This is a genomic window from Streptomyces sp. NBC_00433, assembly GCA_036015235.1.
Classification (GTDB): domain Bacteria; phylum Actinomycetota; class Actinomycetes; order Streptomycetales; family Streptomycetaceae; genus Actinacidiphila.
In genome coordinates, this window is the sequence record CP107926.1 from 3,990,365 (window position 1) to 4,016,214 (window position 25,850).

A 25,850-nucleotide genomic window follows, 5' to 3' on the forward strand; every position below is an offset into this window, starting at 1 on the left:
TGAGACCCTTCCCCGGCCCAGACCCACCGTGCTACGCTCCTCGCAAGTTGCAGTTTGGTTTCCCTTGCAGTACAGAGCCTGCGGAGCATGTAACCCGCAGGCTTTTGTAGTTTTCAGACTTCGCAGTTGCAGGTTCTGGAGCAGGGCAACCCTTTGGGCCCAAGGAGGGCTTTATGGCTACCGGAACCGTGAAGTGGTTCAACGCTGAAAAGGGCTTCGGCTTCATCGCCCAGGACGGCGGCGGCCCGGATGTCTTCGTCCACTACTCCGCGATCAACGCCTCCGGCTTCCGCTCCCTCGAGGAGAACCAGCCGGTGACTTTCGACGTCACGCAGGGCCCGAAGGGTCCGCAGGCGGAGAACGTCACCCCGAACTAGTCCTCTACTAGTCCGGCCAGACGGCGCATCGCGCCCAGAACCTGCATTACCAAGGGGCCGCCTCACTTCGGTGAAGCGGCCCCTGCCTCTTATCCCCGATTGCTCCCCTGGCTGCCGCCCCGATTGCTTCCGCGGCGGTAAAGCTCCTCGATGTCGGCCGCGAAGTCCTTCGCCACCGCGGCCCGCCTGATCTTCATCGACGGGGTCAGATGGCCGCCGTCCTCGGTGAAGTCCGCGGCCAGCACGCGGAAGCGGCGGATCGACTCGGGCTGCGACACGGTGGTGTTGGCGTCGTCCACGGCCTTCTGCAGCTCCGCGAGCAGCTCGGCGTCCTCGACCAGCTCCCCGATCGGCACCGCCTCCTTGCGGCGCATCCGGCGCCAGTGCGCGAGGCCGTCCGGCTCCAGGGTGACCAGGGCGGTCACATACGGGCGGTTGTCGCCGACGACCATGCACTGGCCGACGAGCGGGTGGGCCCGCAGCCGGTCCTCCAGCGGGGCCGGTGCGACGTTCTTGCCGCCCGCCGTGATGATGATCTCCTTCTTGCGGCCGGTGATCGTCAGATAGCCGTCCGCGTCCAGCTCGCCGACGTCCCCGGTCGGGAACCAGCCCTCCACCTCGGGGAAGGGGCCCTCGTCGTTCCAGTACCCCGCGAAGACCTGGCCGCCGCGCAGCAGCACCTCGCCGTCCGGCGCGATACGCACCGCCGTGCCGGGCAGCGGCCAGCCGACCGTGCCGAGGCGCGGGCTCAGCGGCGGCGTCACCGTGGCGGCGGCGGTCGTCTCCGTCAGGCCGTAGCCCTCGAAGACCAGCACCCCGGCCCCGGCGTAGAAGGCGGCCAGCCGGGTGCCCAGAGGTGAGCCGCCGCAGATCGCGTACCGCACCTTGCCGCCCAGCGCGGCCCTGATCCTGCGGTAGACCAGCGGGTCGTACAGCGCCCGCGCCAGCCGCAGCCCGAGCCCCGGGCCCGGTCCGGTGCCGGTCTGCCGGGCCACGGCCGCGGTGCCGTACGCCTGCGCGATACGGGCCGCCCGGTCGAAGGACGAGGCCCGGCCGATCCTCTCCGCGGTGGCACGGCCGGTGTTGTAGACCTTCTCCAGGACGTACGGGATCGCCAGCAGGAAGGTCGGCCGGAAGCCGGCGAGATCGGCCAGCAGGTCGTCGGTGGCGATGCTGGGCGCGTGCCCGAGCCGTACGCGGGCCCGCAGGCAGCCGATCGCGACCATCCGCCCGAAGACGTGCGAGAGCGGCAGGAAGAGCAGCGTCGAGGCGGGCTCGGTGCTCACCGACCTGAAGACCGGGTGCAGCAGCTCGGTGGCGTTGTCGACCTCGGCGAAGAAGTTGCCGTGCGTGAGGATGCAGCCCTTCGGGCGGCCCGTGGTGCCCGAGGTGTAGATCAGCGTCGCCACGGTGTCCGGGCCCATCGCCTGCCGGCGGGACGTGACCAGCGCGTCGGGCAGCGTACGGCCGTCCGCGGCCAGCTGGTCGACGGCGCCGGTGTCGATCTGCCACAGCTCCTTCAGCGCGGGCAGGTCCGCGCGGGCCGCGCTGATCATCCTGGCCTGGCCGACGTTCTCCACGACGCAGGCGGCGGCGCCGGAGTCCCGCAGGATCCACTCCGCCTGCGAGGCGGACGACGTCGGGTAGATCGGCACGGTGACCAGGCCCGCGGCCCAGCCCGCGAAGTCCAGCAGCGTCCACGCGTACGACGTCCTCGCCATCACCGCGAGCCGGTCGCCCTGGCGCAGCCCGGCCGCGATCAGCCCTTTCGCGGTCCCGACGACCTCCTCGCGGAAGGCGGCCGCGGTGACGTCCCGCCAGACGCCGTCCTGCCCCTTGCGGCTCATCACCACGTCGTCCGGCGCGTCGTCCGCGTTCGCGAACGGTATGTCGGCCAGGCTGCCCCGCCGCGGCGGTTCGGCCAACGGCGGCACGGCCGCCTGCACCACCCGCCCGCCTTCCGCGCTGACCTGCGGCTTCCCCACGGCGCCCGTGGCGGGCGGCACCTGACGTCTTGCCATACGGCGGCTCCTACATCGCATCGAGGGTTACGTACGTCCTGCGGCCGAGCTTCACTGGGCGCGGTGGGGGTGCGGCTACCCTTCCGCAAGGGGGGTGCCCAGCCCCTGGCCCGCTGGGTTCTGCGGTCCCATCGCGTCGGTGGGTGCCACCCAGGGGCGCGGGGAACTGCGCGCTCAGCCCCCACTGGCCGGTGGTCCGGTACGGACCGAACAGCCCCCTCGGGTCGGTGACGACCCGCGCGCCCGGTGGGGGCTGAGCGCGCAGTTCCCCGCGCCCCTGGAGTGGTGGCGGTCCGTCGCCACACGACGCCTGGTGGTGGGCTGAGCGCGCCGTTCCCCGCGCCCCTGGGGGGCACCCTCTGCGGTAGGCGGCACGCCTCGGGGTGTGGAAGCGCGCTGCATGGCGACGTTCAGGGGCGGGTCAAGGTGGCGGTCACGGCCTGGCCGCCGGCCGCGCAGATGGAGATCAGGCCGCGTCCGGGGCGCCCCCGGGAAGCGAGGAGTTCGGCCAGTGTGGCCACGATCCTGGTCCCGGTGGCCGCGAAGGGATGGCCCGTGGCAAGGGACGAGCCGGCCACGTTGAGGCGGTCGCGGTCGATCGGGCCGAGCGGGGCGTCGAGCCCCAACCGGTCGGCGCAGTAGGCCTTGTCCTCCCACGCGGCCAGCGTGGCGAGCACTTGTGAGGCGAAGGCCTCGTGCACCTCGTAGAAGTCGAAGTCGGCGAGCCCGAGCCCGGCACGGGCGAGCATGCGGGGCACCGCGTAGGCGGGCGCCATGAGCAGCCCCTCCTCGCCGGACACGTAGTCCACCGCCGCGGTCTCGTACGCCGTGAGGTAGGCGAGCGGTTCGAGGCCGCGTGCGGCGGCCCACTCCTCGGAGCCGAGCAGGACGACCGCGGCGCCGTCGGTGAGCGGCGTGGAATTGCCCGCCGTCATCGTGCCGTCGGGTCCGCCGTAGACCGGCCGGAGCCGGGCGAGCTTGTCGGCGGTCGAGTCGGGCCGCAGGTTCTGGTCGCGGGTGAGCCCGCGGTAGGGCGTGACGAGCGGGTCGAAGAAGCCCCGCCCGTAGGCGGCGGCGAGCCGCTGGTGGCTGGCGGCGGCCAGTTCGTCCTGTTCGCGCCGGCCGATCCGCCAGCGCTCGGCGGTGAGTGCCGCGTGCTCGCCCATGGACAGCCCGGTGCGCGGCTCGGCATTGCGCGGGATGTCGGGGACGAGGTGCCTCGGCCGCGTCGCGGCCAGCGCCTTGACGCGCCCGCCCAGCGACGGCGCCCGCCGCGCGGCGAGCAGCGTACGGCGCAGCTCGTCGTTGACGCCGAGGGGCGCGTCGCTGGTGGTGTCGGCGCCGCCGGCGATGCCGGAGTCGATGACGCCGAGCGCGATCTTCGCGGCGACGGCGAAGACGGCCTGCAGGCCGGTGCCGCACGCCTGCTGGAGGTCGTACGCGGGTGTGGCCGGGTCGAGGACGGAGCCGAGCACGGTCTCGCGGGCGAGGTTGAAGTCCCTGCTGTGCTTGAGCACCGCCCCCGCGGCGAATTCCCCGACCCTCGCCCCGGCGAGCCCGGTGCGGGCGGCCAGGCCGTCGAGCGCGGCGGTGAGCATGTCCTGGTTGGACGCGGTGGCGTAAGGGCCGTCGCTGCGCGCGAAAGGTATGCGGTTGCCGGCGATGACGGCGACCCGGCGGACGGTCTGCATGCGGTCTCCCGAACTTCCGATCTGCGTGACTCACCAGTAGCCTTACCGCCGGTAAACTTACTCCAGAGTAAGGAGAAGGCCAATGGCCGACCGCTATCTCCGCCTCACCGGCACGGCCCCCGGCCGTTTCGTCACCCGCCGGCTCGGCCTCCCGCAGCCCACCGCCCTGCGCCGCTGGTCGCGGCAGACCCCCGACCTGCCGGGACCCGTCCTGCGGCTGGCCGCGGGCGAGAAGCCGGCCCAGGGGACCTACGGGGCCGTCGTCCTGGACGCCACCGCCGTCGCGGACCCGGCCGACCTCCAGGACGTGCACGCGGCCCTGCACCCGCTGGCCCGCTCCCTCACCGCCTGCGGCCGGATCGTGGTGCTCGGCACCCCGCCGCGGGACGGCGGCCTCGCACGCTCCGCAGCCCAGCAGGCGCTTGAGGGCCTCGTCCGCTCGCTGGGCAAGGAGATCGGCCGCGGCTGCACGGTCCAGCTGGTGCGGCTCGCCCCGGGCGCCGCCGCCGACTCCACCCTGGACTTCCTGCTCTCGCCGAGGTCCGCCTATGTCAGCGGCCAGGTCATCGAGGTCGGCCCGGCCGCGGAGGTGCCCGCGGGCGGCACCAGGACCGCGCTGGTCACCGGCGCCGCCCGCGGCATCGGCGCGGCGGTCGCCGAGACGCTGGCCAGGGACGGCGCCCGCGTCGTGCTGCTCGACATACCGCAGGCGGCAGACGCGCTCGCCGAGGCCGCCGCCCGGCTCGGCGGAAGCGCGCTGCCGCTGGACATCACCGCCGCCGACGCGGGCGAGCGCATCGCCGCGGCACTGCCCGACGGACTGGACGTCCTCGTCCACAACGCGGGCATCACCCGCGACCGCAGGCTCGCGAACATGCCGGCCGACCGCTGGGACACCGTCATCGACGTCAACCTCGGCAGTGTGCTCCGCACCACCGGCCACCTGCTCAAGAGCGGCACAATCAACGAGCACGCCAGGATCGTCGGCACCGCCTCCATCGCGGGCATCGCGGGCAATGCCGGGCAGACCAACTACGCCGCCTCCAAGGCCGGCGTCATCGGCTACGTCCGCGCGCTCGCCGCCGACGCCGAGGTCCGCGGGCGCGGCATCACCGCCAACGCGGTCGCGCCCGGCTTCATCGAGACGAAGATGACCGCGGCCGTGCCGCTGGTCATCCGCGAGGCGGGCCGCCGGATGAATTCGCTGGGCCAGGGCGGGCAGCCGGCCGACGTGGCCGAGACCGTCGCCTGGCTCTCCGCGGCCGCCTCCGGCGGGGTCAACGGCCAGGTCGTCCGGGTCTGCGGCCAGTCCCTGCTGGGCGCCTGACGTGGCGCCACTCCTGCTGACCCTGGCCCGCGGCGCCGTCACCGGCCTCGCCAAGCACCCCTCCCCCGCCGCGCCCCTGCCCGCCACCCGCCTGACCGGCACCGCCGTCCGCGTCGACCCGGCACGCCTGGCCGCGTACGCCCGCGTGTGCGGCTTCCCGCCGGACGGCCCCGAGATCCCGCTGACCTACCCGCACATCCTCGGCTTCCCCCTCGCCGCCCGCCTGATGGCCGACCGCGCCTTCCCGCTGCCGCTGCTCGGCCTGGTCCACACGTCGGTCGCCATCCGCGCCCACGGGCCGCTCGGCCCCGCCGACCGCCCCGACCTGACCGTCCACGCGGCGGGCCTGCGCCCGCACCGGCGGGGCACGGAGGTCACGATGGTGACCGAGGCACGGGTGGACGGCGCCCTGCTGTGGGAGGACCGCAGCACCTACCTGGCCAGGCACCGGACCCCCGGCGGGGAGCCGGCGACCGCCTCCGGCGCGGGCCGGACCGGGGAACCGCCCGTCGTGGACCGGTGGGAGCTGGGCGGCGGGCTCGGGCGGCGGCACGCGCGGGTCAGCGGGGACTACAACCCGATCCACCTCCACGCCCTGACCGCCCGCCCGTTCGGCTTCCGGCGGGCCATCGTCCACGGCATGTGGACGGTCGCCCGGTGCGCGGCCCTGCACCCGGGCGCGACCGGCATCACCGCGGAATTCCGGCAGCCCGTCCTGCTGCCCTCGACCGTCGACTACGCCGCCGAGGGCGACCGCTTCGAGGTCCGCTCCGGCGACCGCCTGCACGTGAGCGGCAGCGTCACCCGCAAGGTCACGGCTCCGGGTCGCTGACCGCCTCCGCGGGGAGCGCGTCGAGCACCTGGAGGGCGTCGAGCAGGGCCGTGCGCTGGGCAGGCGTCAGATGGCGGGCCAGCAGCCGCTCCTCGCGGTGCTGGATCGCCGCCTGGGCAGCGTCGCGGACCTGCTGGCCCCGCGGGGTCAGGGCCAGCAGGCGGACCCGGCGGTCGGCGGGGTCGGGGGTGCGGCTGATCAGGCCCCGGTCGCCGAGGTCGGACAGGACCTCGATGATCCGGGTCTTGTCCGCGCCGATCGCGTCGGCGAGCGCGGCCTGGCTGCGCAACGGGCGGTCGTCGAGCCGCAGCAGGACGGAGTAGGCCCACATGGTCAGGCCGTGCTCGCGCAGCACGGGCAGTTCGGCCGCGGTCAGCGCGCGGCCGAGCGGGACGATCATCGCCGCGAGGTCCCTGCGGGGCGGGGCGGACATACGAAGGTGCTCCCTTGACAGATGATATGCATGAGCACACGATAAGCACATGCGTACAAATCTGGAACGGATACGCGCACTGGACGCCAGGGCGGTCCGGCTCAGCGCCGGGCTCGTCCGGCAGACGACCGTAGCCGATCTGGCGCGGGACACGCCGTGCGCCGGGTGGGACCTGGCGGACCTGCTCGCCCACATGACGGCGCAGCACCACGGCTTCGCGGCGGCCGCACGGGGCAACGGCGGCGACCTCGCGGCCTGGACGCCCACCCCTTCCGCCGACCCGGCCGGCGCCTACGCGGCCGCCGCCGACGACGTCACCGCCGCCTTCGCGGACGTCACCGCCGACGACCAGCCCTTCGCACTGCCGGAATTCGCCACGGGCCGGGACTTCCCCGCCGCCCAGGCCATCGGCTTCCACTTCCTGGACTACGTCGTCCACGCCTGGGACGTCGCGGCCGCCCTCGACGCCCCCTTCGCCCCGGACAGCGACCTCCTGGACGCCGCCCTCCCGCTGGCCCTGGCCGTCCCGTCCACCACCACGGCCTTCGCCCCGCCCCTGCCCACCCCCGCGTCGGGCGACCCGCTGGCCCGCATCCTCACGAAGCTGGGGCGGGCGACACGGACGTAGCGAGGCCGGACCAGGCGAAATTCATCAGGGTCGCCGCCAGTTCCTTCGGCGACGGGCCGGGACGAGGGGACGACGCGGCCCACCCCGCCAGGGACTCGGCGGCGCCGACCAGCGCGACGGAATACCCGGCGACCTCCCGCGACCCGCAGGCCGCCGCGATCAGGCCCGCGACGAAGTCGACGATCTCCGCCCGCAGCACGGCGACCTCCGCCGCGAAGGGCTCGCCGACCGTACGGGCCTGGCTGTAGAGGATCGTCCACCCGTCGGGGTGGGCCGCGGTGTGCTCGAAGAAGCCGAGCAGGCCGCTCCGCAGCTGCCTCTCCGGCGTGGCACCGTCCTCCACCGCGTCGCGTACGGCCGCGGTCAGGGCGGCGGCCTCCCGCCGGATGCACGCGGAGAACAGCTCGTCCTTGGACTTCAGGTAGAGGTACACCAGGGGCTTGCTCACCCCGGCCGCCTCGGCGATCTCGTCCATGGACGCGGCCCGGTAACCGCGCCGCGCGAAAGTCGCGACCGCCGCGTCGAGCATCTGCCGCTCGCGCTCGGCCCGCGGCACCCGCCGGCTCCCGGCGGCCGCCATCACGCGGTACGCGGAGCGCTGTCCCTCGCGGCCTCGCCGCGCGCGGCGTCGTCGGCCGCGTCTTCCTGCTCGGTGTTGGCGATCAGGTTGAGCCGGGTGCGCTCGACCTTCTGCGACACCGCGAGCGCGGCCTGCTCGCGCACACCGCGCAGCAGGACCCAGCTCAGCGGGGCGGACACGATGAGGGCCAGGAGTGCGACCCACAGGTAGTTCGAGTCACCGAGCCCGGCCGGCAGGACGTGCACCCGGACCAGGCCCCAGATGACACCGAAGCTGGCGACGATGAGGCCGAAGCGCAGGGCGGTGTATCGGAGCATGCCCCCAGTGAAGCACGGCCTCCTGGGGGCCCAACCCCCACCCCCGGCGCGGGCGCCTCACCCGGGTCCCCTCCGGCAGGGGGGTGCCCCCCCCCAGAGGCGCGAGGAACTGCGCGCGCAACCACCCACCCGCCGGTGGTCCGGCACGAACCGAACAGCCCCTCGCGGACAGTGACGACCCGCGCCCCGGAGGGGGCTTGTCGCGCAGTTCCCCGCGCCCCTGCGGGGCGCAGCCCTACCGCAGAGGGCAACCCCCAGAGGCGCGGGGAACTGCGCGCGCAACCACCCACCCGCCGGTGGTCCGACACGAACCGAACAGCCCCTCGCGGACTGTGACGACCCGCGCCCCGGAGGGACAACGGAAGAGGTGGGGCTACAGGGGGCGGAGCATGATGATGTCGTCGCGGTCGTCGCCCGGGGCGACGCGTATGGCCGCCGGGACGCGGCCGACTTCCTTGTAGCCGCACGCGGCGTAGAACGCGTCGGCCCCGGTGCCGCCCCGGCACGTGAGGCGAATCGCCTCGATGCCGGGGAAACCGCGGGCGGCCCGCTCGACGGCCGACATCAGAGCGCGGCCGTGGCCGCGCCCCTGGTGCCGGGGGTGGACCATCACCGTGTAGACCCACAGCCAGTGCCGCATGAGCCGGTGCGCGTTGTACGCGAGGAAGGCGGTGGCCGCGACGCGGCCGTCCTCGTCGCGGCCGACGATCAGCCGCCGCGACCCGTCCGCCACCGCGGCGAGCGAGCGGTCCAGGTCGGGACGGATGTCCTCGGGCGTGACGGGCGGCACGAAGCCGACCGCACCGCCCGCGTTGGACACGTCCGCCCACAGCGCGAGGACCTCCTCGCGCAAGTCCTCGTCGATCAGCGGATCCAGCTCGCACGTAAGGGTCATAGAGCCAGCGTAGCCATTACAAAAAGGGCGCCGCCATGAGCCGGGTCACACCCGGACACGGGCAGCGGAAAGGAGCCGACGCCCGAGCCGCACTCGTATCGCGCCCGTGCTCACACCCGCATCGGCTGCGGCGACTCCCGCCGCGACCCGTCGGGGCCGGGGTATTCGCGGATGATCTCGTAGCGCGTGTTGCGCTCGACCGGGCGGAAGCCGGCGTCGCGGATGAGGTCGAGGATGTCGTCGCGGGTGAGCTTGTTCGGCGTGCCGTAGTCGTCCGCGTCGTGGGTGATCTTGTACTCGACGACCGAGCCGTCCATGTCGTCGGCGCCGTGGTTGAGGGCGAGCTGGGCCGTGGACAGGCCGTGCATGACCCAGAAGACCTTCACGTGCGGCACGTTGTCGAAGAGCAGCCGCGAGACCGCGAAGGTCTTCAGTGCCTCGGCACCGGTGGCCATCGTGGTGCGGGCCTGGAGGGTGTTGCGGACCTTGCCGTCCTTCATGTCCACGAAGTCGTGCTGGTAGCGCAGCGGGATGAAGACCTGGAAGCCGCCGGTCTCGTCCTGGAGCTCGCGCAGCCGCAGCACGTGGTCGACGCGGTGCCTGGGCTCCTCGATGTGGCCGTAGAGCATGGTGCAGGGGGTCTTGAGGCCCTTGGAGTGCGCCAGGCGGTGGATGCGGGACCAGTCCTCCCAGTGGGTGCGGTGGTCCACGATGTGCTGGCGCACCTCCCAGTCGAAGATCTCCGCGCCGCCGCCGGTGAGCGATTCGAGGCCGGCCTCGATCAGCTCGTCGAGGATGTCGGAGGCGGACAGGCCCGAGATGGTCTCGAAGTGGTGGATCTCGGTGGCGGTGAAGGCCTTGAGCGAGACGTCGGGCAGGGCTTCCTTGAGCGCCTTGAGCGAGCGCGGGTAGTAGCGCCAGGGCAGCGTCGGGTGCAGGCCGTTGACGATGTGCAGCTCGGTGAGGCTGTCGGCCTCCATCGCCTTGGCCAGCCGCACGGCCTCCTCGATGCGCATCGTGTACGCGTCCTTCTCGCCGGGCTTGCGCTGGAAGGAGCAGTAGGCGCACGACGCGGTGCACACGTTGGTCATGTTCAGGTGGCGGTTGACGTTGAAGTGGACCACGTCACCGTTCTTCTGGGTGCGCACGTGGTGCGCGAGCCCGCCCAGCCAGGCGAGGTCGTCGGACTCGTAGAGGGCGATGCCGTCCTCCCGGGTCAGCCGCTCGCCGGCGTGGACCTTCTCCTCCAGCTCCCGCTTGAGCCCCGCGTCCATGTGCTCCTCCTCCTGCCGGCTGCTGCCGGGTACGACCGGATTTTCGACAGTACGCCCCCGGCCTTCGGCCGGGGTGCCCCCATTACGCTTCCTCGGGCAGCGCCCCGACCCTGTTCTCCCACTTCGTGGACAGCACGATCGTGGTGCGGGTGCGGGCCACGCCCTTGGTGCCCGACAGCCGCCTGATGGTGTGTTCGAGCCCGTCGACGTCGCCGACCCTGACCTTGAGCATGTACGAGTCGTCGCCGGCGATGAACCAGCAGTCCTCGATCTCGTCCAGGTCGCGCAGCCGGCCCGCCACGTCCTCGTGGTCGGCGGCGTCGCTGAGCTGGAGGCCGACCAGGGCGGTCACGCCGAGGCCCAGGGCGGCGGGCGCGACGGTGGCGCGGTAGCCGGTGATCACCCCGGCCTGTTCGAGGCGGTTGATGCGGTCGGTGACGCTGGGGCCCGACAGGCCCACCAGCCTGCCCAGTTCCGCGTAGGACGCCCGGCCGTTCTCGCGCAACGCCTGGATGAGCTGTCTGTCCACCGCGTCCATCAGAAGGGACCCTCCCGTTCGTGCCACGACTGCGCTGTCTGGACACGAATCTAAGGCATGAACGGGTCAGCGCCCTGCGCATCTGCTCGTCCCGGCTCCGCCGCACCCGCCCCAGCAGCCGCACCGGCCTCATGCGCGGCGCCGCCCAGCTCGCCCTGCCAGCGGCGGTACAGCTTGTGCGGCACCCCCGCCGCGTCCAGCACCCGGCCCGCGACGAAGTCCACCAGGTCCTGGATGTGCGCCGCGCCGGTGTAGAAGGCGGGCGAGGCGGGCAGCACGATCGCGCCCGCGTCGTCGAGCGCGACCAGGTGGCGCAGCGTCTGGCCGCCGAGCGGGGTCTCGCGGACCGCGACCACCAGCGGCCGCCGCTCCTTGAGCGTGACGCTCGCGGCCCGCTGGAGCAGGTCCTTGGACAGCCCGAGCGCCACCCCGGCCACGCACGCGGTGCTGGCCGGCACGATCAGCATGCCCTTGGCCGGGTAGGACCCGGAGGACGGTCCCGCGGCCAGGTCGCCGGCCGGCCAGTGGCGTACGCGCGACAGGTCGGCGGGCGGGTAGCGGTCCGGGGTGCCGTCGGCGCCGCGGGCCAGCAGGGCGGCCAGGTCCTCGCGCCAGTGGGCGTCGCGGAAGCCGGCGCCGGTCTCGTCCAGCAGGGTCAGCCTGGCTGCCCGGCTGACCACCAGGTCGACGTCCTCGCCCGCGTGCAGCAGGGCGCGCAGCACCGCGGCGGCATAGGGCGTGCCCGAGGCCCCGGACACGCCGACCACCCAGGGCTCGCGCGTACGGTTCCGCTGGGCGCGGCCCGGGAGGCCGTCCGGGGTGCCGTCGTCGGGGAAGTCGTCCACGCCGACGAGCGTAGCCCGACGCCGGTGATGCCGCCGAAGCGGGAACCGGGCGCGGGCGGACGGCGTTGTCATGGGAAGAAGGGCACGGGACTCAGGGGGGTTTTCGTGGCATACGGACAGACCGCGACTCGGACCGCACGACCGCGGGCCGGCCTGGTCGACACGCTGCTCGCGCCGCTGCGCGCCGGCAGCCGGGTGGCAGGCGCGGCGGCGCTGACGGTGGGCTGGCTGGCGCTGCTGTGGATCATCGAGGGTGTCAACGCGGTGAGCGGCCAGCGGCTCGACACCTTCGGCATCACCCCGCGCAAGGGCAGCGAGCTGCTGGACATCGTGCCCGCCGCCTTCATGCACGTGGGCTTCGCGCACCTCATGTCGAACAGCCTGCCGCTGCTCGTGCTGGGCTTCATCGCCGCGCTGCGCGGCATAGGCCGCTATCTCGCGGTGGCGTTCACCATCATGGTGATCAGCGGCCTGGGGGTGTGGCTGGTCGCCCCCGCGCACACCACCACGCTGGGCGCTTCGGGCCTGGTCTTCGGCCTGTTCGGCTATCTGCTGAGCCGCGGCTTCGCGGACCGGCGGCCGCTGGACGTCGTCGTCGGCCTGATCGTCGGCGTGCTCTACGGCTCCATCCTGTGGGGTGTGCTGCCGACCGCCGACGGGGTGTCCTGGCAGGCGCATCTGTTCGGGCTGGTCGGCGGGGTGATCGCGGCCTTCCTCTTCCGGGAGCGCACGGTCGCGGTGTCCGCCTGACCGCCCGCCCCTGACGTCCGGCCGCCCGCCTGGGCGCCGCCGACGGCTCCCCTCATCGCCGACCCGCCGCCGTCCACCGCCTGTTGCCGGATTCCGGCAGCCCAGGTCACCACAAGTCAGCCGGAAACCCCCGCGAGATCACAGCATCCGCACAGCTACGCTTCTGTCAGCCCCACACCGACACCCCCACACCGTCTCCGCGATCTGGTCGCGACGTCCTAGGAGTTCGTCATCAACACCATGCGCAAGGGTCTCGCCGCCGCCGGAGTGGTCGCGCTGATAACCGCAGGCGCTGTCGCCTGCGGCAATGAGGAGCCCAGCACCCCGCAGGGCAAGGTCAACAACGCCTTCACCAAGCTCGGCGAGCAGAAGTCGGTGGCGATCGGGCTGTCCTTCGACGGCACTCCCGACCAGATCTACGCGGCGCTCAAGGACCAGGACGACTTCAAGCGCGCCGACGCCGACATGCTCGCCGGCCTGCGCGTCAAGACGTCCTTCAGCGCCGACAAGGCGCTCGCCGAGGTCACCGGCAACGACAAGGGCACCTCCTTCGGCCTCGAAGTGGCCGGCGGCGCCTCGGGCAAGTCCGGCGGCAAGACGCTGGTCGGGCTGCGCTCGGTGGACCAGAAGGCGTATGTCCAGGTGGACATCAAGGGCATCGCCGCGCTGGACACCACGGGTGACGCGGGCCTGTCCGACCTCAACGACATGCTGGGCTCGGTCGACAGCCTGCCGTCGTCGTTCGGCTCGATCAAGACGCTCGCCAAGGGCGGTTGGGTGTCGATCGACCCCAAGGCCTTCGCGGACTTCGCCAAGACCCTCGGCGGCGCCTCGGGCGACGACTCCGGCAGCGGCTCGGACGACTCCAGCTCCGGCTCCGGCTCCGGCGACTCCCCGCTGAGCGGTTTCGGGCTGCCCTCCGACCTGCCGACCGGCATCCCGACCGACCTCGCGAAGAAGACCTTCGCCCAACTGCTCGCGCCGCTCCAGCAGTCGTTCGCCAAGGACGCGACGATCACCGACCTCGGGACGAAGGACGGCGCCGACCACCTCAAGGTCAGCGTGCCGGCCCGCGCGCTCGCCAAGGACCTGGAGACCAGCCTCGGCTCGCTGACCAAGCAGCTGCCGGGCGACCTGAAGGACAGCCTGAACGACGTGCCGAACAAGACGGTGGCGCTGGATGTCGCCGTCAAGGGCGGCAAGCTGGACCACATCAGCGTCGACCTGGCGCAGTTCGACGACACCATCCACGGCAAGCTGCCGCTGGGCCTGTCGATCGAGGGCGGCGCCGACCCGGTCAAGGCCCCGGCCGGCGCCCAGCAGCTCAACCCGCAGGACCTGATGGGCGCCGTGATGTCGCAGCTGGGCGACGACTTCAAGGTGAAGGCCGACAAGCTCGGCGCCGGCGGCGCCGCCGACCCCGGGCTGGGCATGGACCTCAGCGGGCTCGGCGACATCTGAGCGGCGCCGCGAAGCGGGGCGGCGGCCCTTCGAGCCGCCCCGCGGAGCGGGACCCGCCCGCGCGGCCCCGGCGCCTCAGGTGCCGAGGCCGCGCGCGAGCAGGTCGAGGAGCGCGAAGACGAAGAGCGTGATGCCGATCATGCCGTTGACGGTGAAGAAGGCCCGGTTGAGCCGGCTCAGGTCGTGCGGCCGGACGATGGAGTGCTCGTAGAGGAAGGCCCCGGCGACCACCGCCAGGCCCGTCCACCAGAAGCCGCCCGCGTGGGTGGCCGCTCCGTACCAGACGAGCAGGGCCGTGGTGACGGCGTGGCAGAACCGGGCGCCGTGCAGCGCGGCGGGGATGCCGAAGCGGGCCGGCACCGACTTCACGCCGTGCGCCCGGTCGGCTGCCACGTCCTGGCAGCCGAAGATCAGGTCGAAGCCGCCGATCCACACGCCCACCGCGAGGCCGAGGACCACCGGCTGCCAGGCCCAGGTCCCGGTCACCGCGAGCCACGCGCCTATCGGGCCCATCGCCTGCGCCAGGCCCAGGATCGCGTGCGGGAAGTTCGTGAAGCGCTTGCCGTACGGATAGACCACCATCGGCACCACCGCGACCGGCGCGAGCGCCAGGCACAGCGGGTTGAGCAGTGCGGCGGCCCCCAGGAAGACCGCGACGGCGATCAGCGCGCCCGTCCACGCGGACCTCACGGACAGGGCGCCGGTGACCAGTTCACGGGAGGCGGTACGCGGATTGCGGGCGTCGATCTCCCGGTCGATGATCCGGTTGCAGGCCATCGCGAAGGTGCGCAGGCCCACCATCGCCACGGTGATCAGCAGCAGTTCGCCCCAGTGCACCGAGCCGTCGTCGCGGAACATCGCGGTGAGGGCGGCGATGTAGGCGAAGGGCAGCGCGAAGACCGAGTGCTCGATCATCACCAGCCGCAGGAAGGCCTTGACCCTGCCGTCGGGGCTCGGTCCTGGCTGCCGTCCGAATAGCCGGTCCGGGGTGGCGGATTCCGCGCTCACAGGCCGTACTCCCTCCATCGGCGGTCGACCTTCGCCGCCGTCTCCGGGTCGGAGAGCACCATCTCCGGCCAGCCCCCGTCCCGCGTGTAGCCCTCCTCGGGCAGTTTGCGGGTCGCGTCGATCCCGGCCTTGCCGCCCCAGAACTGCTGGTAGGAGGCATGGTCCAGGTGGTCGACGGGTCCTTCCACGACGGTCAGGTCGCGGGAGTAGTCGGTGTTGCCCAGCGCCCGCCAGGCGACCTCGTGCAGGTCGTGGACGTCGCAGTCGGCGTCCACGACGATGATCAGCTTGGTGAGCGACATCATGTGGGCGCCCCAGACGGCGTGCATCGTCTTCTGGGCGTGCTTGGGATACTTCTTGTCGATCGAGACGATCGCGCAGTTGTGGAAGCCGCCCGCCTCGGGCAGGTGGTAGTCCACGATGTCCGGCACGATGATCTTGAGTAGCGGCAGGAAGAAGCGCTCGGTGGCCCGCCCGAGCGGCCCGTCCTCGGTCGGCGGCCGGCCCACCACGAGCGACTGGAAGACCGGCTTCTTGCGCATCGTCACGCACTCGACGGTCAGCGCGGGGAAGGGCTCCTGCGGGGTGTAGAAGCCGGTGTGGTCGCCGAACGGCCCCTCGGGCAGCATCTTGCCCGGCTCCAGCCAGCCCTCGACCACCACCTCGGCCTGCGCGGGCACCTGGAGCGGCACGGTCTTGCAGTCGACCAGCTCGACCCGCTTGCCCTGCACGAAGCCGGCGAAGAGGTACTCGTCGATGTCGCCGGGCAGCGGCGCGGTCGCGGCATAGGTGACGGCGGGCGGGCAGCCGAAGGCGATGGCGACCGGCAGCCTCTCGCCGCGGCGCTGCGCGACCTGGTAATGGTTGCGGCTGTCCTTGTGGATCTGCCAGTGCATGCCGATGGTGCGCCGGTCGTGCCGCTGGAGCCGGTAGAGGCCGAGGTTGCGTACGCCGCTCTCCGGGTCCTTGGTGTGGGTCAGGCCCAGGTTGAAGAACGAGCCGCCGTCCTGCGGCCAGGTGAAGAGCGCGGGCAGCGCGTCGAGGTCGACGTCGTCGCCGGTCAGGACGACCTCCTGGACGGGGGCGTCCTTGACCTTCTTCGGCGGCACGTGCACCATCCCGGCCAGCTTGCCGAAGGCCTCCCGCACCCCGACGAAGCCGTGCGGCAGTTCGGGCTTGAGCAGGCCGGCGATCTTCTCGCCGATGTCGCCGTAGGACTTCAGGCCGAGCGCCTTGAGCAGCCGCCTGTCGGTGCCGTAGACGTTCATCGCCAGCGGCGCGACCGAGCCCCGCACGTTCTCGAAGAGAAGCGCGGGGCCACCGGACTTGTTGACCCGGTCGGTGATCTCGCCGACCTCCAGGTACGGGTCGACCTCGGCGGTGATCCGCCGCAGGTCGCCCTCCTTCTCCAGCGCCCGGAGGAACGAGCGGAGATCGTCGTAAGCCATGCCGACCAGTCTCGCATCCCGCTCCGGCAGGTTCGTCAGACCCCGGCGTAGGAGTGCTTGCCGCTGACGAAGATGTTCACGCCGTAGTAGTTGAACAGGAAGCAGCCGAAGGCGATCAGCGCCAGATAGGCCGCCTTGCGGCCCTTCCAGCCGGCCGTGGCGCGGGCGTGCAGGTAGCAGGCGTAGGCCACCCAGGTGATGAACGCCCAGGTCTCCTTCGGGTCCCAGCCCCAGTAGCGGCCCCAGGCGGCCTGCGCCCAGATCGCGCCCGCGATGATGGTGAAGGTCCACAGCGGGAAGACCAGGGCGTTCATGCGGTAGGCGAACTTGTCCAGGCTCGCCGCGGACGGCAGCCGCCGCATGATGTCGCCCCAACGGCCGTCGCTCGCCTTGCCCGCGGTGACCGCGACCTCGTAGTGGTCGCGGAAGAGGAAGAGCATCGTGCCGACCGCGGCCAGGTAGAAGATCGCGCCGGAGATGATCGCGCAGGAGACGTGGATCCACAGCCAGTACGAGTGCAGCGCCGGCACCAGCTGCTCGCTGGAGGTGTAGAGCACCGACAGGGCCAGGCCCAGGTCCAGCAGCACCGTGGTGGTCAGGAACAGCCCGATCCAGCGGACGTCCTTCTTCAGCGCGAGCAGCAGCAGGTACGCGCCCACGGCGACCGCGCCGAAGGTGGTGGAGAACTCGTACATGTTGCCCCAGGGGGCGCGCTGCACGGAGGCCGCGCGGAAGCCGACGCCGGTGGCGTGCAGCAGCCAGGCGAGCACCGTGAAGGACACCGCGATACGGCCGTAGCGGTCGCCCTTCTCGTCGCCGCCCGCGGCGCCGGGGCCGTCCGCGATGCCGCGGTCGCTGGCCGAGGCGCGGGTGACGACCTCGGGGCGCTCCAGGGTGACCGTGCTGCCCGCCGCGGTCTTCACGGTGACCTGCCGGGCCGCCTTCTGCCTGGCCACCTCGGCTTCGGCCTCCTTGGCGTTCGCCTCCTCGATCAGCGCCGCCGACTGCACGGCGATCTTGCTGCGCCCGCCGAAGACCCACTCCGCCAGGTGCGCGAGGAAGGCGAGGGCGTAGACGAACATCGCCGACCGGATGAGGTAGTTGCTGTTGTTCGCGAAGTTCTCGTTGACCGCGGCAGCGATGTTCACGCGCGCGCTCCTTCGTCGTCGTTCACGGCTGTGGTCTCGTCCTCGTCCTCGGGTTTGACAGGCGCGTCCGGGAGCAGTTGCAGGGCTACGTCGCCGATCTCGTCGGCGATCCGCGCGGACTCGCTGCGGCCGAGGCCGCCCATCTCCACGACGGTCACGCCGTCCTCGGCCCGCGCCGCCCGCACCCAGATCCTGCGGCGCTGGATGAACAGCGACCCGGCCAGGCCCAGGATCGCGCCGACGCCGCTGATCAGGGCGCCCTCGTTGCCCGACTGGTGGGTGATGCTGAAGCTGGCCCAGGTCTTGACGCCCTCGAAGGTGAGGCTGCCCGCGCCGTTCGGCAGCACCATGGTGTCGCCGATCTGCATCGCCTTGGCGAACGGGTTGCCCTTGTCGTCCGTGAAGGACTTCAGGTGCGTGTCGTCGAGCTGGTAGACGTTCTGCTGGGCGCCGGAGTCGATACCGAGGTCGCCGTGCAGGGCGTTCAGGATCAGCATCGGCTTCTGCAGGGTCGGGAAGGTGGAATACCAGCCCCGGGTGGCGTTCAGGGCCACCGTCGGGGTGAAGATGCCGCGGAAGGCCAGCTGGTCCGGCTTGCCGTCGGTGCCGAGCGTGTCGGGCGCCTTGATGACCCCGGGCGAGGTCATGGCGGTGTCCTGCGGCAGGAACGGCACGATCTCGCGCACCACGTTGCCCTTGCCGTCCTTGATGGAGACGACCGGCGCGTAGCCGTGCGAGATCAGGTAGACCTTCTCGCCGCCGATGCTCAGCGGGTGGTTGATCGAGATCTTGCCCTGGACGGGTTTGCCGTCGGTGCCGCTGTAGTAGTGGATGTTGGCCTGGAATTTGAGCGCGGTGCCCTTCTCCGGGCCGCTGGTGGCGTACTTCTGCTCGAAGTTGTCCAGGTCGAAGCCGAAGGGTTGGAGATCGTCGGCTCCGTAGAGGGTGCCGCCGCTGAAGTCGTCGTATTGGGTGAGGTTGTTGACGAAGCCGTCGCCCTCGACGACCAGCTTGCCGCCTTCCGCCTTCTCCAGCGACGTCAGCGCGAAGGCGATCAGCAGCCCGAACAGCGAGACGTGGAAGACCAGGTTGCCGAACTCCCGCAGGTAGCCCTTCTCGCCGGCCACCGAGGTGTCGGTGACGCTGGTGCGGAAGCGCCGCCCGCGCAGCGCCTTGCGGGCCGCCTCGGCCACCTCCTCCGGGCTCGCGTCGGTGCGCCATGTGCTGTACGCGGGCAGCCGGGTGAGGTTGCGCGGGGCGCGGGGCGGCCGGGACCGCAGCTGGCCGACGAACTGCCAGCTGCGCGGCACGATGCAGCCGGCCAGCGAGACGAACAGCAGGATGTAGATCGCCGCGAACCACGGCGAGCTGTACACGTGGAAGAGCCCGACCTTCTCGTATATCGGGCTGACCGTGGTGTGCTTGGCCTTGAAGGCGTCGAGCTTGAGCTGGTCGCTGTGCTGCGGGATCAGCGAGCCGGGGATCGCCGCGAGCGACAGCAGGAACAGCAGGATCAGCGCGACCCGCATCGAGGTCAGCTGCCGCCACATCCAGCGCGCCCAGCCGAGCAGCCCGAGGGCGGGCGCCTCCGCGAAAGTGTCGGCGGGTGCGGTGCTCAGCTGCGCGCCCGCCGCGCCGAGGTCTTCGCGCTCGGTCTTCTCCGTGATGCTCATGGGTTCAGATCCCTGGGGTGAAGCTGCTCGACCAGATCTGCATCTGGTAGGTGATGTGTTCCCACACTCCGGTGACCAGCAGGACGCCGACCGCCACGAGCATGGTCCCGCCGGTCCTGATCACCCACACGTAGTGGCGCTTGACCCAGGCGAAGGCGCCCAGCGTACGGCGGAAAGCTATGGCCGCGACGATGAAGGGGACGCCGAGTCCCGCGCAGTAGAAGGCCATCAGCAGGGCGCCGCGGCCCGCGCTGGCGTCGCTGAAGGCCAGCGCGTTGACCGCGCCGAGGGTCGGGCCGACGCAGGGCGCCCAGCCGAGTCCGAACAGCACGCCGAGCAGCGGCGCCCCCGCCAGGCCCAGCGCGGGCTTGGTGTGGAAGCGGAACTCCCGCTGGGTGACCCCGCCGACGATGCCCATGAAGGCCAGGCCCAGCACGATGGTCAGCGCGCCGAATATCTTCGTCAGGATCTCGCGGTGGACCTGGAGGGTCTGCCCGAAGTTGCCGAAGAGGGCGCCGCCGGAGACGAAGACGGCGCTGAAGCCGAGCACGAAGAGCGACGCGCCCGCCAGCATCCTGCCCCGCCTGGCCTCGGCCAGGTCGGTGCCGGTCACCCCGGTGACGTACGACAGGTAGCCGGGGACCAGCGGCAGCACGCAGGGCGAGAAGAACGAGATCAGGCCGGCGAACATCGCGACGGGGATGGCGGCCAGCAGCGCTCCGGTGAGCACCGTCTGGTTCTCGTCGACCGCCAGGGCGATCAGCCCGCCGTTGCCGACCACGTCACTTCTCCGCGGCGATCGGGTCGATCAGCTGGTTCAGGTCGTCCTCGCCGAGCGGCTTGAGTGCCCGTGCCGCGAGCCGGCCCTGCCGGTCGATGACCAGTGTGGCGGGCAGGCTCTGCGGGTTGAGGCTGCCCTTGGGGAAGCGCAGGATCAGCTTGCCGTAGGGGTCGTAGAGGTTGGGGTAGGTGATGCCGTAGCGCTTGGTGAAGGCGGCGGCGTTCGAGGCGGTCAGGTCCCGGGTGTTGATGCCGAGGAACTGCACTCCCTTGGCCTTGTCCGCGGCCGACACGTCCACCAGGTGGGGGGCCTCGGCGCGGCAGGGGCCGCACCAGGAGCCCCAGATGTTGATGACGACGACCTTGCCCTTGTACGCGGCCAGGCTGTCCTGCCCGCCCGCCACGGTCTTCCCCGACAGGTCGGGGGCCGGCTCGCGGTCCGCGGGCTTGAGTACGGTGATCTCGCCGCTGCCGCTGACGAAGTTGGAACTGCCCGAGTTCGAGCCGGTCGAGGACGACGAGCAGGCGGCGAGCGCCAGCGCCACGACGGCGGCTCCGACCAGTGCGACGGCACTGCGGAGCGGGCGACGTCGAGGGGCGCGCGTAGGACTCATGTGAAAAGTTTCGCATGGGCCTCCGGGCGATCTTCCACACCCCCGACACCGGCACCAAAAGCGGCAATCGCCCCAAGTAAGGACCAGATGATGGCGCCGGCGGGCGGGAGCGGGCCGCCGCGGTCAGGCCACGGGGGCCTCCGACGAGGTGGTCTCCGCGGGCACCGGGGCCGGCATCGTCATGAAGTCCTTCCAGCCCTGCGACGGCGCCTGGCCGACCTCCAGCCGGCGCAGCCGGTCGAGCACCGCCGGGTCCTGCGCGTCCAGCCAGTCCACGAACTGCCGGAAGGACACCATGCGCACATCGTCGTGCCCGGCGGCGGCGATGTACTTGAACGCGTTCTCGACCGCGTCCATGTAGATCCCGCCGTTCCACTCCTCGAAGTGGTTGCCGATGTAGAAGGGCGCCCTGTTGGTCCGGTACGCCCGCTCGAAGCCGGCGATGTACGACGCCGTGGCCTGCTCGCGCCAGTACGGGTAGTTGCGCGAGTCGCTGCTGGTCGCCGCGTGCGACTGGTTGGCCAGCATGTTGTAGTCCATCGACAGCACCTCGAAGGTGTGCCCGGGGAAGGGGATCAGCTGCAGCGGCAGGTCCCACACGCCCTGCTTCTTCGCCGGCCAGATCTGGTTGCCGCCCGGCGAGCTGGCGTCGTAGCGGAAGCCCAGCGCGGCGGCGGTCGGCAGCCACTGGTCCTGGCCGAGCAGGCACGGGGTGCGGCCGCCGATCAGTTCCTTCTCGTAGTCGAAGGGCAGCGGGTCCTCGCCGTGCCAGCCGGTCTGCGTCTTCCAGGTCGTCACGAAGGCCTTGGCCTGGTCGATCTCGCTCTTCCAGTCCGCCGGGGTCCAGCGGCCGACGCTGCCGACGCCGGCGCAGAAGTGGCCGTTGAAGTGGGTGCCGATCTCATGGCCCTCCTGCCAGGCCTCCCGGACGTTGTCCAGCGTCATCCGCAGGTGGTCGTCGGCGAGGTAGCCGATGTCGGAGGCGCCGAGAGGGCTGTTGGGCGGGGCGTACTCCAGCTTCTTGTCCTCGGGCAGCAGGTAGAGCCCGCTCAGGAAGAAGGTCATGGACACGCCGTGGTCGGCGGCGAGCTTGCGGAAGCGGGGGAAGAGTCCGTTGCCGACCTCGCCGGCGCCGTCCCAGGAGAAGATCACGAACTGCGGCGGGGTCTGCCCCGGCTCCAGCCGGTGCACGTCCGGCTGGTTCGGCTGGTCCCCGGTGTACGCGGTGCTCCCGTCCCCGATCAGCGTCACCGTCTTGGCCGGCGCGTGCGCCCCGCTGGCCCCCGAAGGCTCCCCCGTCCGATCCGTGCCCCCGGCCTTCTTCCCCGTCCCGCACCCCGCGACGGCCAGCCCGGCCGCCGCTCCCGCGGTTGTCGTCAGCAGACTCCTCCGGCTCATCCCAGCCATGCGATTCCCCGTCTCTCGGCGTGCATGTCCTGCAGCTGAGGCGGGCGGAAGCGTGGACGCCCACCATGACGTCCACACGTTCCTCGCGCATTATCCTATTTCGGTCAAATCATCCCGATACCCCCCAAACGGCCCCCGCCCTTTCGCCCTCCCGGCCGATTCCCCCTGCGGGGTGCGCGAACTCACGGGCAGCACCTCTTCCAGAAGAGGGCAAGCCAGAGGGGCGCGTGGGGGTACCCCCACGCGAAGCTCTGGGGGAGAACGGAGCGCTCAGCCCCCACCGGGCGCGCGGGTCGTCACCGACCCGAGGGGGCTGTTCGGTCCGTACCGGACCACCGGCCGGTGGGGGCTGAGCGCGCAGTTCCCCGCGCCCCTGGGTGGCACCCACCGACGCGACGGAACCGCAGAACCCAGCGGGCCAGGGGACGGGCACCCACCGACGCGACGGGACCGCAGGAACCCCCGGCCGGGGGATTGGCACCCACCGACGCGACGGGACCGCAGAACCCCCCGGCCAGGGGATTGGCGCGGGGTGGGCCGGGAGGGGCGTCAGGCCCCGAAGGCCTTGGTGCCCTTCGGGGGCTTGGCGCCACCACCACGGAGGTGGGGTGGCACGAGGTCGATGGCCGGCTCGGAATAGCCGACGGAGACGATCTCGTCACCGCGATACGTGAAGCTGGTCACGCTGGCCAGCGTGCACTGCCGGCGGCGCGGGTCGTGCCACAACCGCCGCCGCTCGGCGTAGGAGCGCAGGATCCAGATCGGCAGCTGGTGGCTGACGCACACCGCCTCATGCCCGCGAGCGGCGTCCCGAGCCGCACCGACGGCCGCGGTCATGCGCACGACCTGGTCGACGTACGGCTCTCCCCAGCTCGGCCGGAAGGGGTTCGTGAGGTATTTCCAGTTGGCCGGCTTGCGCAGCGCCCCGTCGCCGACCCCGAAGGTCTTGCCCTCGAAGATGTTGGCGGCCTCGATGAGGCGGCGGTCCGCCGCGAGGTCCAGGCCGTGCGCCTTGGCGATGGGCACCGCCGTCTCCTGGGCGCGCTCCAGGGGCGAGGCGACCACGTAGGTGACGTCCCGCTCCGCGAGGTGCTCGGCGACCCGGTCGGCCATCCGCCGGCCCAGCTCGGACAGGTGGTAGCCGGGCGCCCTGCCGTAGAGCACCCCGCCGGGATTGTGGACCTCGCCGTGCCGCACGACGTGCACCACGGTCAACTCGTCGCTGCCAGAACCGGCGTTGCTCATACGTGGGCCTCCGCTGCGGCACGTGCGGCGGCGGGCAGCGCGGCGGCGATACGCTCCACGGCCCGCTCGTCGTGTGCGGTCGACACGAACCAGGACTCGAACGCCGACGGGGGCACGTACACGCCCTGCGCCAGCATCGAGTGGAAGAACGGGGTGAAGCGGTAGGCCTGCTGCCGCTTCGCCCCCTCGAAGTCACGGACCTCCTCGTCCGTGAAGAAGACGGAGAACATACTGCCCGCCGTCTGGAGGCGGTGCGCGACCCCCTCCTTGCCGAGCGCCGCCGTCACCAGCCCCTGGATCTCCGCGGAGACCGCGTCCACCGTCGCGTAGGCCGCGTCGTCCAGCAGCCGCAGCTGCGCGAGCCCGGCCGCGGTCGCCACCGGATTCCCCGACAGGGTGCCCGCCTGGTAGACCGGGCCGACCGGCGCGAGCTGCGCCATGACGTCCGCGCGCCCGCCGAAGGCCGCCGCGGGGAAGCCGCCGCCCATGACCTTGCCGAAGGTCATCAGGTCGGGGCGGACCCCGTCGAGCCCGTACCAACCGGCCTTGCTGACCCGGAAGCCGGTCATGACCTCGTCGGAGACGTAGAGGGCGCCGTCGGCCGCGCACAGGTCCCTGAGCCCGGCGTTGAAGCCGTCGAGGGGCGGCACGACGCCCATGTTGCCGGGCGACGCCTCGGTGATGACGCAGGCGATCTGCCCGGGGTGCGCGGCGAACGCGGCCCGCACCGCGTCCAGGTCGTTGTACGGCAGCACGATCGTGTCCCCGGTCTGCGCGCCGGTCACGCCGGGTGTGTCCGGCAGCCCGAAGGTGGCCAGGCCGGAGCCGGCGGCGGCCAGCAGCGAGTCCACGTGGCCGTGGTAGCACCCGGCGAACTTGACGACCTTCGCCCGCCCGGTGAAGCCGCGGGCCAGCCGGATCGCGGACATCGTCGCCTCGGTGCCGGACGACACCAGCCGTACCTGGTCCAGCGGTTCGACCCTGGCCACCATCTCCTCGGCCAGCGCGACCTCGCCCTCACTGGGCGTGCCGAACGACGTACCGCGGGTCACCGCGTCCTGGACGGCGGCGACCACCTCGGGGTGCGCGTGGCCGAGGATCATCGGTCCCCACGAGCAGACCAGGTCCACGTACTCGCGTCCGTCGGCGTCCGTGAGGTACGGACCGGTACCGGACACCATGAAGCGGGGCGTACCGCCCACGGCGCGGAAGGCCCGGACCGGAGAGTTCACGCCTCCTGGGGTCACGGCCGCCGCGCGGTCGAACAGTTCCTGGGACACTGGTGCTTCGTACGGATAGCTCACAGACACATGCTCTCAAACCCCGGGCGTTGCGCCACAACGTCTCAACCGTGCATCTGAGACGATGATCGGGTTGCATGGTTGGGGCGGCAGATGGTCGGGTAGTGGAATGCAGCAGACGGGTGGCGGTCCGGGCGAAGGACCGGGAGAACACGTACCCGATCCCGACGACGCCCGCCCGACCGGCAAGCGCCGCCGCACCCCGCAGAATCGACACACCGCAGAGCCGAGCAGTCCAGAACCACGCGATCCAGAACACCACGAGCAACAGCAACACCGCGATCACCGCGAGCGCGACACGAACGAACGCCGATCGACCGCAGAGGGCAGGAGCAGGGGTGGCCGAGTGGGGGTGACCTACAAGTACTTCGGTGCGCCCGACGGTGCCACCGCGGCCCGCGTCCCGATCTCGATGCGCCCGGAGGAGCTCGGCGGCGACGAACTCGGCCAGGGCCTTTACACCAAGGTCAAGCCGGAGACGATGGCGGCGATGGTCCTCACCGGCATCGAGGGCATACCCCCGGCCAAGGTCCCGCCGCTCGAACTGGTCGTCCTGCACCCCGACTACGCCGTCGTCCGGCTGCCCGCCTCCGTCGTGGAGCCGCTGCGGAACGCCAACGAGGAGTCCCTCGGCGCCGCGGCCTTCATATGGTCGACCGTGCCCGACCGCCGCGGCCCGCGCGACGCCTTCGTCATCTACCGCATGCTGCACGAATGGCAGGACTTCGCCCGCCGCTGCCAGGAGTCGGGCCACCAGCTCTACTGCCTGGTCTGGCCGTAGGGCCTGTCCCTAGCCCCCGCGAGTCCCGCTGGACCCGCGGGGCTCCCCCAGCAGGCACGTCACCCGGCCGTGGCGCCGGCATCCCTGCCGGCGGGCATGTCGGCCGCATCCTCGCTCCAGGCGAGCGCCTTGAGCTGCATACGCGCGGCGGGCGCGCTGTTGGGCACGGTCGCCCAGTACGGATGCGCGGTGACCTGGACCGAGAGCCGCACCAGACGTCGGCGCAACACGGTGGTCTGGGAGCCGGCGGCGCCGGCCAGTTGGCGATACGTGGCGTACCAGTCGCGCTGCGCCTGGACGAGGTCGGCGGGGAAGGTGTGGTGGTGCATGCCTGGGATTCTCGCATACGTTCGAACATCTGTACGAGACATCCAGTGGGCGGGACCCGCGTGTCGCGTCGCGGATCTCTCCCCTGCCGCGTAGCCCTCGCCGTACGGTCCCCGCCGCACACCGCCGCCGCCGGACGACCCGCCGGG

At 71.9% G+C, this 25,850-nt stretch carries 26 protein-coding genes; 7 read left to right on the forward strand and 19 right to left on the reverse strand.

Features of this window, described 5'->3' with window-relative positions; genetic code table 11:
- Nucleotides 1–173 precede the first annotated feature (173 nt).
- A complete protein-coding gene (locus tag OG900_16690) occupies nt 174–377 on the forward strand; it encodes a cold-shock protein (protein WUH91582.1) in 204 nt (67 codons plus the stop codon).
- An 89-nt stretch (nt 378–466) separates the two neighbouring features.
- Here the strand turns inward: OG900_16690 and OG900_16695 are convergent, their stop codons facing one another.
- Together OG900_16695 and OG900_16700 are read right to left on the reverse strand one after the other, a co-directional pair.
- Nucleotides 467–2,398, reverse strand: a complete 1,932-nt coding sequence (locus OG900_16695; GenBank protein ID WUH91583.1) for an AMP-binding protein — start codon at nt 2,396–2,398, stop codon at nt 467–469.
- A 410-nt stretch (nt 2,399–2,808) separates the two neighbouring features.
- Nucleotides 2,809–4,089 (reverse strand): acetyl-CoA C-acetyltransferase, encoded by a 1,281-nt coding sequence (locus tag OG900_16700; protein ID WUH91584.1) that lies wholly within the window; start codon nt 4,087–4,089, stop codon nt 2,809–2,811.
- An 82-nt stretch (nt 4,090–4,171) separates the two neighbouring features.
- On the opposite strand from OG900_16700, the gene OG900_16705 reads away from it, so the two are divergent.
- Nucleotides 4,172–5,416: a 3-oxoacyl-ACP reductase gene (locus OG900_16705; GenBank protein WUH91585.1), complete on the forward strand. Its 1,245-nt coding sequence runs from the start codon at nt 4,172–4,174 to the stop codon at nt 5,414–5,416.
- A gap of 1 nt (nt 5,417) precedes the next feature.
- Nucleotides 5,418–6,248: a MaoC/PaaZ C-terminal domain-containing protein gene (locus OG900_16710; GenBank protein ID WUH91586.1), complete on the forward strand. Its 831-nt coding sequence runs from the start codon at nt 5,418–5,420 to the stop codon at nt 6,246–6,248.
- Here OG900_16710 and OG900_16715 read toward each other — a convergent pair.
- A complete protein-coding gene (locus OG900_16715) occupies nt 6,229–6,681 on the reverse strand; it encodes a MarR family transcriptional regulator (protein ID WUH91587.1) in 453 nt (150 codons plus the stop codon). The genes OG900_16710 and OG900_16715 overlap by 20 nt on opposite strands.
- A gap of 49 nt (nt 6,682–6,730) precedes the next feature.
- On the opposite strand from OG900_16715, the gene OG900_16720 reads away from it, so the two are divergent.
- Complete coding sequence (locus OG900_16720; GenBank protein ID WUH91588.1) at nt 6,731–7,309, forward strand: TIGR03086 family metal-binding protein; 579 nt, start codon at nt 6,731–6,733, stop codon at nt 7,307–7,309.
- Here OG900_16720 and OG900_16725 read toward each other — a convergent pair.
- From OG900_16725 to OG900_16750, 6 genes are all read right to left on the reverse strand, one after another.
- Nucleotides 7,278–7,889 carry a TetR/AcrR family transcriptional regulator gene (locus OG900_16725; GenBank protein WUH91589.1) on the reverse strand — a complete coding sequence of 204 codons (612 nt, stop codon included), beginning with the start codon at nt 7,887–7,889 and terminating at the stop codon, nt 7,278–7,280. The genes OG900_16720 and OG900_16725 overlap by 32 nt on opposite strands.
- On the reverse strand, nt 7,889–8,206 hold the full coding sequence (locus OG900_16730; protein WUH91590.1) for a DUF4229 domain-containing protein: 318 nt from the start codon (nt 8,204–8,206) through the stop codon (nt 7,889–7,891). Before OG900_16730 ends, OG900_16725 begins: the two co-directional genes overlap by 1 nt.
- Before the next feature lie 373 nt (nt 8,207–8,579).
- Nucleotides 8,580–9,101 (reverse strand): GNAT family N-acetyltransferase, encoded by a 522-nt coding sequence (locus tag OG900_16735; protein WUH91591.1) that lies wholly within the window; start codon nt 9,099–9,101, stop codon nt 8,580–8,582.
- Between the two features lie 110 nt (nt 9,102–9,211).
- A complete protein-coding gene (gene mqnE, locus OG900_16740; protein ID WUH91592.1) occupies nt 9,212–10,375 on the reverse strand; it encodes an aminofutalosine synthase MqnE in 1,164 nt (387 codons plus the stop codon).
- Nucleotides 10,376–10,457: 82 nt separating this feature from the next.
- The gene (locus tag OG900_16745; protein ID WUH91593.1) at nt 10,458–10,913 is read right to left on the reverse strand and encodes an Lrp/AsnC family transcriptional regulator; all 456 of its coding nucleotides are present in this window, start codon (nt 10,911–10,913) and stop codon (nt 10,458–10,460) included.
- 50 nt (nt 10,914–10,963) lie between these two features.
- Nucleotides 10,964–11,680: a UbiX family flavin prenyltransferase gene (locus OG900_16750; protein ID WUH95797.1), complete on the reverse strand. Its 717-nt coding sequence runs from the start codon at nt 11,678–11,680 to the stop codon at nt 10,964–10,966.
- A 243-nt stretch (nt 11,681–11,923) separates the two neighbouring features.
- Between OG900_16750 and OG900_16755 the strand changes: the two genes are divergently transcribed.
- Nucleotides 11,924–12,508: a rhomboid family intramembrane serine protease gene (locus tag OG900_16755; protein WUH95798.1), complete on the forward strand. Its 585-nt coding sequence runs from the start codon at nt 11,924–11,926 to the stop codon at nt 12,506–12,508.
- Between the two features lie 240 nt (nt 12,509–12,748).
- Nucleotides 12,749–13,969 carry a hypothetical protein gene (locus OG900_16760; GenBank protein WUH91594.1) on the forward strand — a complete coding sequence of 407 codons (1,221 nt, stop codon included), beginning with the start codon at nt 12,749–12,751 and terminating at the stop codon, nt 13,967–13,969.
- 75 nt (nt 13,970–14,044) lie between these two features.
- On the opposite strand, the gene OG900_16765 is transcribed toward OG900_16760, so the two are convergent.
- The 9 genes from OG900_16765 to hemL all read right to left on the reverse strand — a co-directional run bounded on the left by OG900_16765 (nt 14,045) and on the right by hemL (nt 24,596).
- Complete coding sequence (locus tag OG900_16765) at nt 14,045–14,977, reverse strand: 4-hydroxybenzoate octaprenyltransferase (GenBank protein WUH91595.1); 933 nt, start codon at nt 14,975–14,977, stop codon at nt 14,045–14,047.
- Complete coding sequence (locus tag OG900_16770; protein ID WUH91596.1) at nt 14,974–16,425, reverse strand: menaquinone biosynthesis decarboxylase; 1,452 nt, start codon at nt 16,423–16,425, stop codon at nt 14,974–14,976. Before OG900_16770 ends, OG900_16765 begins: the two co-directional genes overlap by 4 nt.
- 35 nt (nt 16,426–16,460) lie before the next feature.
- Nucleotides 16,461–17,573 (reverse strand): c-type cytochrome biogenesis protein CcsB, encoded by a 1,113-nt coding sequence (gene ccsB / locus OG900_16775; protein ID WUH91597.1) that lies wholly within the window; start codon nt 17,571–17,573, stop codon nt 16,461–16,463.
- Nucleotides 17,570–19,246, reverse strand: coding sequence for a cytochrome c biogenesis protein ResB (locus OG900_16780; GenBank protein ID WUH91598.1), 1,677 nt, complete (start codon nt 19,244–19,246; stop codon nt 17,570–17,572). Before OG900_16780 ends, ccsB begins: the two co-directional genes overlap by 4 nt.
- A 4-nt stretch (nt 19,247–19,250) precedes the next feature.
- Nucleotides 19,251–20,009, reverse strand: coding sequence for a cytochrome c biogenesis CcdA family protein (locus tag OG900_16785; GenBank protein WUH95799.1), 759 nt, complete (start codon nt 20,007–20,009; stop codon nt 19,251–19,253).
- Between the two features lie 19 nt (nt 20,010–20,028).
- A complete protein-coding gene (locus OG900_16790; GenBank protein ID WUH91599.1) occupies nt 20,029–20,640 on the reverse strand; it encodes a TlpA family protein disulfide reductase in 612 nt (203 codons plus the stop codon).
- A gap of 123 nt (nt 20,641–20,763) precedes the next feature.
- The gene (locus OG900_16795) at nt 20,764–22,047 is read right to left on the reverse strand and encodes a hypothetical protein (GenBank protein WUH91600.1); all 1,284 of its coding nucleotides are present in this window, start codon (nt 22,045–22,047) and stop codon (nt 20,764–20,766) included.
- A gap of 549 nt (nt 22,048–22,596) precedes the next feature.
- Entirely contained in the window at nt 22,597–23,292 is a 696-nt protein-coding gene (locus tag OG900_16800) for a histidine phosphatase family protein (protein WUH91601.1), read from the reverse strand.
- A complete protein-coding gene (gene hemL, locus OG900_16805; protein ID WUH91602.1) occupies nt 23,289–24,596 on the reverse strand; it encodes a glutamate-1-semialdehyde 2,1-aminomutase in 1,308 nt (435 codons plus the stop codon). The genes OG900_16800 and hemL overlap by 4 nt, the downstream gene beginning before the upstream one ends.
- A 349-nt stretch (nt 24,597–24,945) precedes the next feature.
- Here hemL and OG900_16810 point away from each other — a divergent pair, with 349 nt between their 5' ends.
- Nucleotides 24,946–25,374 (forward strand): hypothetical protein, encoded by a 429-nt coding sequence (locus OG900_16810; GenBank protein WUH91603.1) that lies wholly within the window; start codon nt 24,946–24,948, stop codon nt 25,372–25,374.
- A gap of 59 nt (nt 25,375–25,433) precedes the next feature.
- Here the strand turns inward: OG900_16810 and OG900_16815 are convergent, their stop codons facing one another.
- The gene (locus OG900_16815; GenBank protein ID WUH91604.1) at nt 25,434–25,703 is read right to left on the reverse strand and encodes a hypothetical protein; all 270 of its coding nucleotides are present in this window, start codon (nt 25,701–25,703) and stop codon (nt 25,434–25,436) included.
- Nucleotides 25,704–25,850: the final 147 nt, after the last annotated feature.

Excerpts from the sequence above, each read along its gene's own strand:
- OG900_16690 (WUH91582.1), top strand. The coding sequence starts at position 174 with ATGGCTACCGGAACCGTGAAGTGGTTCAACGCTGAAAAGGGCTTCGGC.
- OG900_16695 (WUH91583.1), bottom strand. The coding sequence starts at position 2,398 with ATGGCAAGACGTCAGGTGCCGCCCGCCACGGGCGCCGTGGGGAAGCCG.
- OG900_16700 (WUH91584.1), bottom strand. The coding sequence starts at position 4,089 with ATGCAGACCGTCCGCCGGGTCGCCGTCATCGCCGGCAACCGCATACCT.
- OG900_16705 (WUH91585.1), top strand. The coding sequence starts at position 4,172 with ATGGCCGACCGCTATCTCCGCCTCACCGGCACGGCCCCCGGCCGTTTC.
- OG900_16715 (WUH91587.1), bottom strand. The coding sequence starts at position 6,681 with ATGTCCGCCCCGCCCCGCAGGGACCTCGCGGCGATGATCGTCCCGCTC.
- OG900_16720 (WUH91588.1), top strand. The coding sequence starts at position 6,731 with ATGCGTACAAATCTGGAACGGATACGCGCACTGGACGCCAGGGCGGTC.
- OG900_16725 (WUH91589.1), bottom strand. The coding sequence starts at position 7,889 with ATGGCGGCCGCCGGGAGCCGGCGGGTGCCGCGGGCCGAGCGCGAGCGG.
- OG900_16730 (WUH91590.1), bottom strand. The coding sequence starts at position 8,206 with ATGCTCCGATACACCGCCCTGCGCTTCGGCCTCATCGTCGCCAGCTTC.
- OG900_16735 (WUH91591.1), bottom strand. The coding sequence starts at position 9,101 with ATGACCCTTACGTGCGAGCTGGATCCGCTGATCGACGAGGACTTGCGC.
- mqnE (WUH91592.1), bottom strand. The coding sequence starts at position 10,375 with ATGGACGCGGGGCTCAAGCGGGAGCTGGAGGAGAAGGTCCACGCCGGC.
- OG900_16745 (WUH91593.1), bottom strand. The coding sequence starts at position 10,913 with ATGGACGCGGTGGACAGACAGCTCATCCAGGCGTTGCGCGAGAACGGC.
- OG900_16760 (WUH91594.1), top strand. The coding sequence starts at position 12,749 with ATGCGCAAGGGTCTCGCCGCCGCCGGAGTGGTCGCGCTGATAACCGCA.
- OG900_16770 (WUH91596.1), bottom strand. The coding sequence starts at position 16,425 with ATGGCTTACGACGATCTCCGCTCGTTCCTCCGGGCGCTGGAGAAGGAG.
- OG900_16780 (WUH91598.1), bottom strand. The coding sequence starts at position 19,246 with ATGAGCATCACGGAGAAGACCGAGCGCGAAGACCTCGGCGCGGCGGGC.
- OG900_16790 (WUH91599.1), bottom strand. The coding sequence starts at position 20,640 with ATGAGTCCTACGCGCGCCCCTCGACGTCGCCCGCTCCGCAGTGCCGTC.
- OG900_16795 (WUH91600.1), bottom strand. The coding sequence starts at position 22,047 with ATGGCTGGGATGAGCCGGAGGAGTCTGCTGACGACAACCGCGGGAGCG.
- OG900_16800 (WUH91601.1), bottom strand. The coding sequence starts at position 23,292 with ATGAGCAACGCCGGTTCTGGCAGCGACGAGTTGACCGTGGTGCACGTC.
- OG900_16815 (WUH91604.1), bottom strand. The coding sequence starts at position 25,703 with ATGCACCACCACACCTTCCCCGCCGACCTCGTCCAGGCGCAGCGCGAC.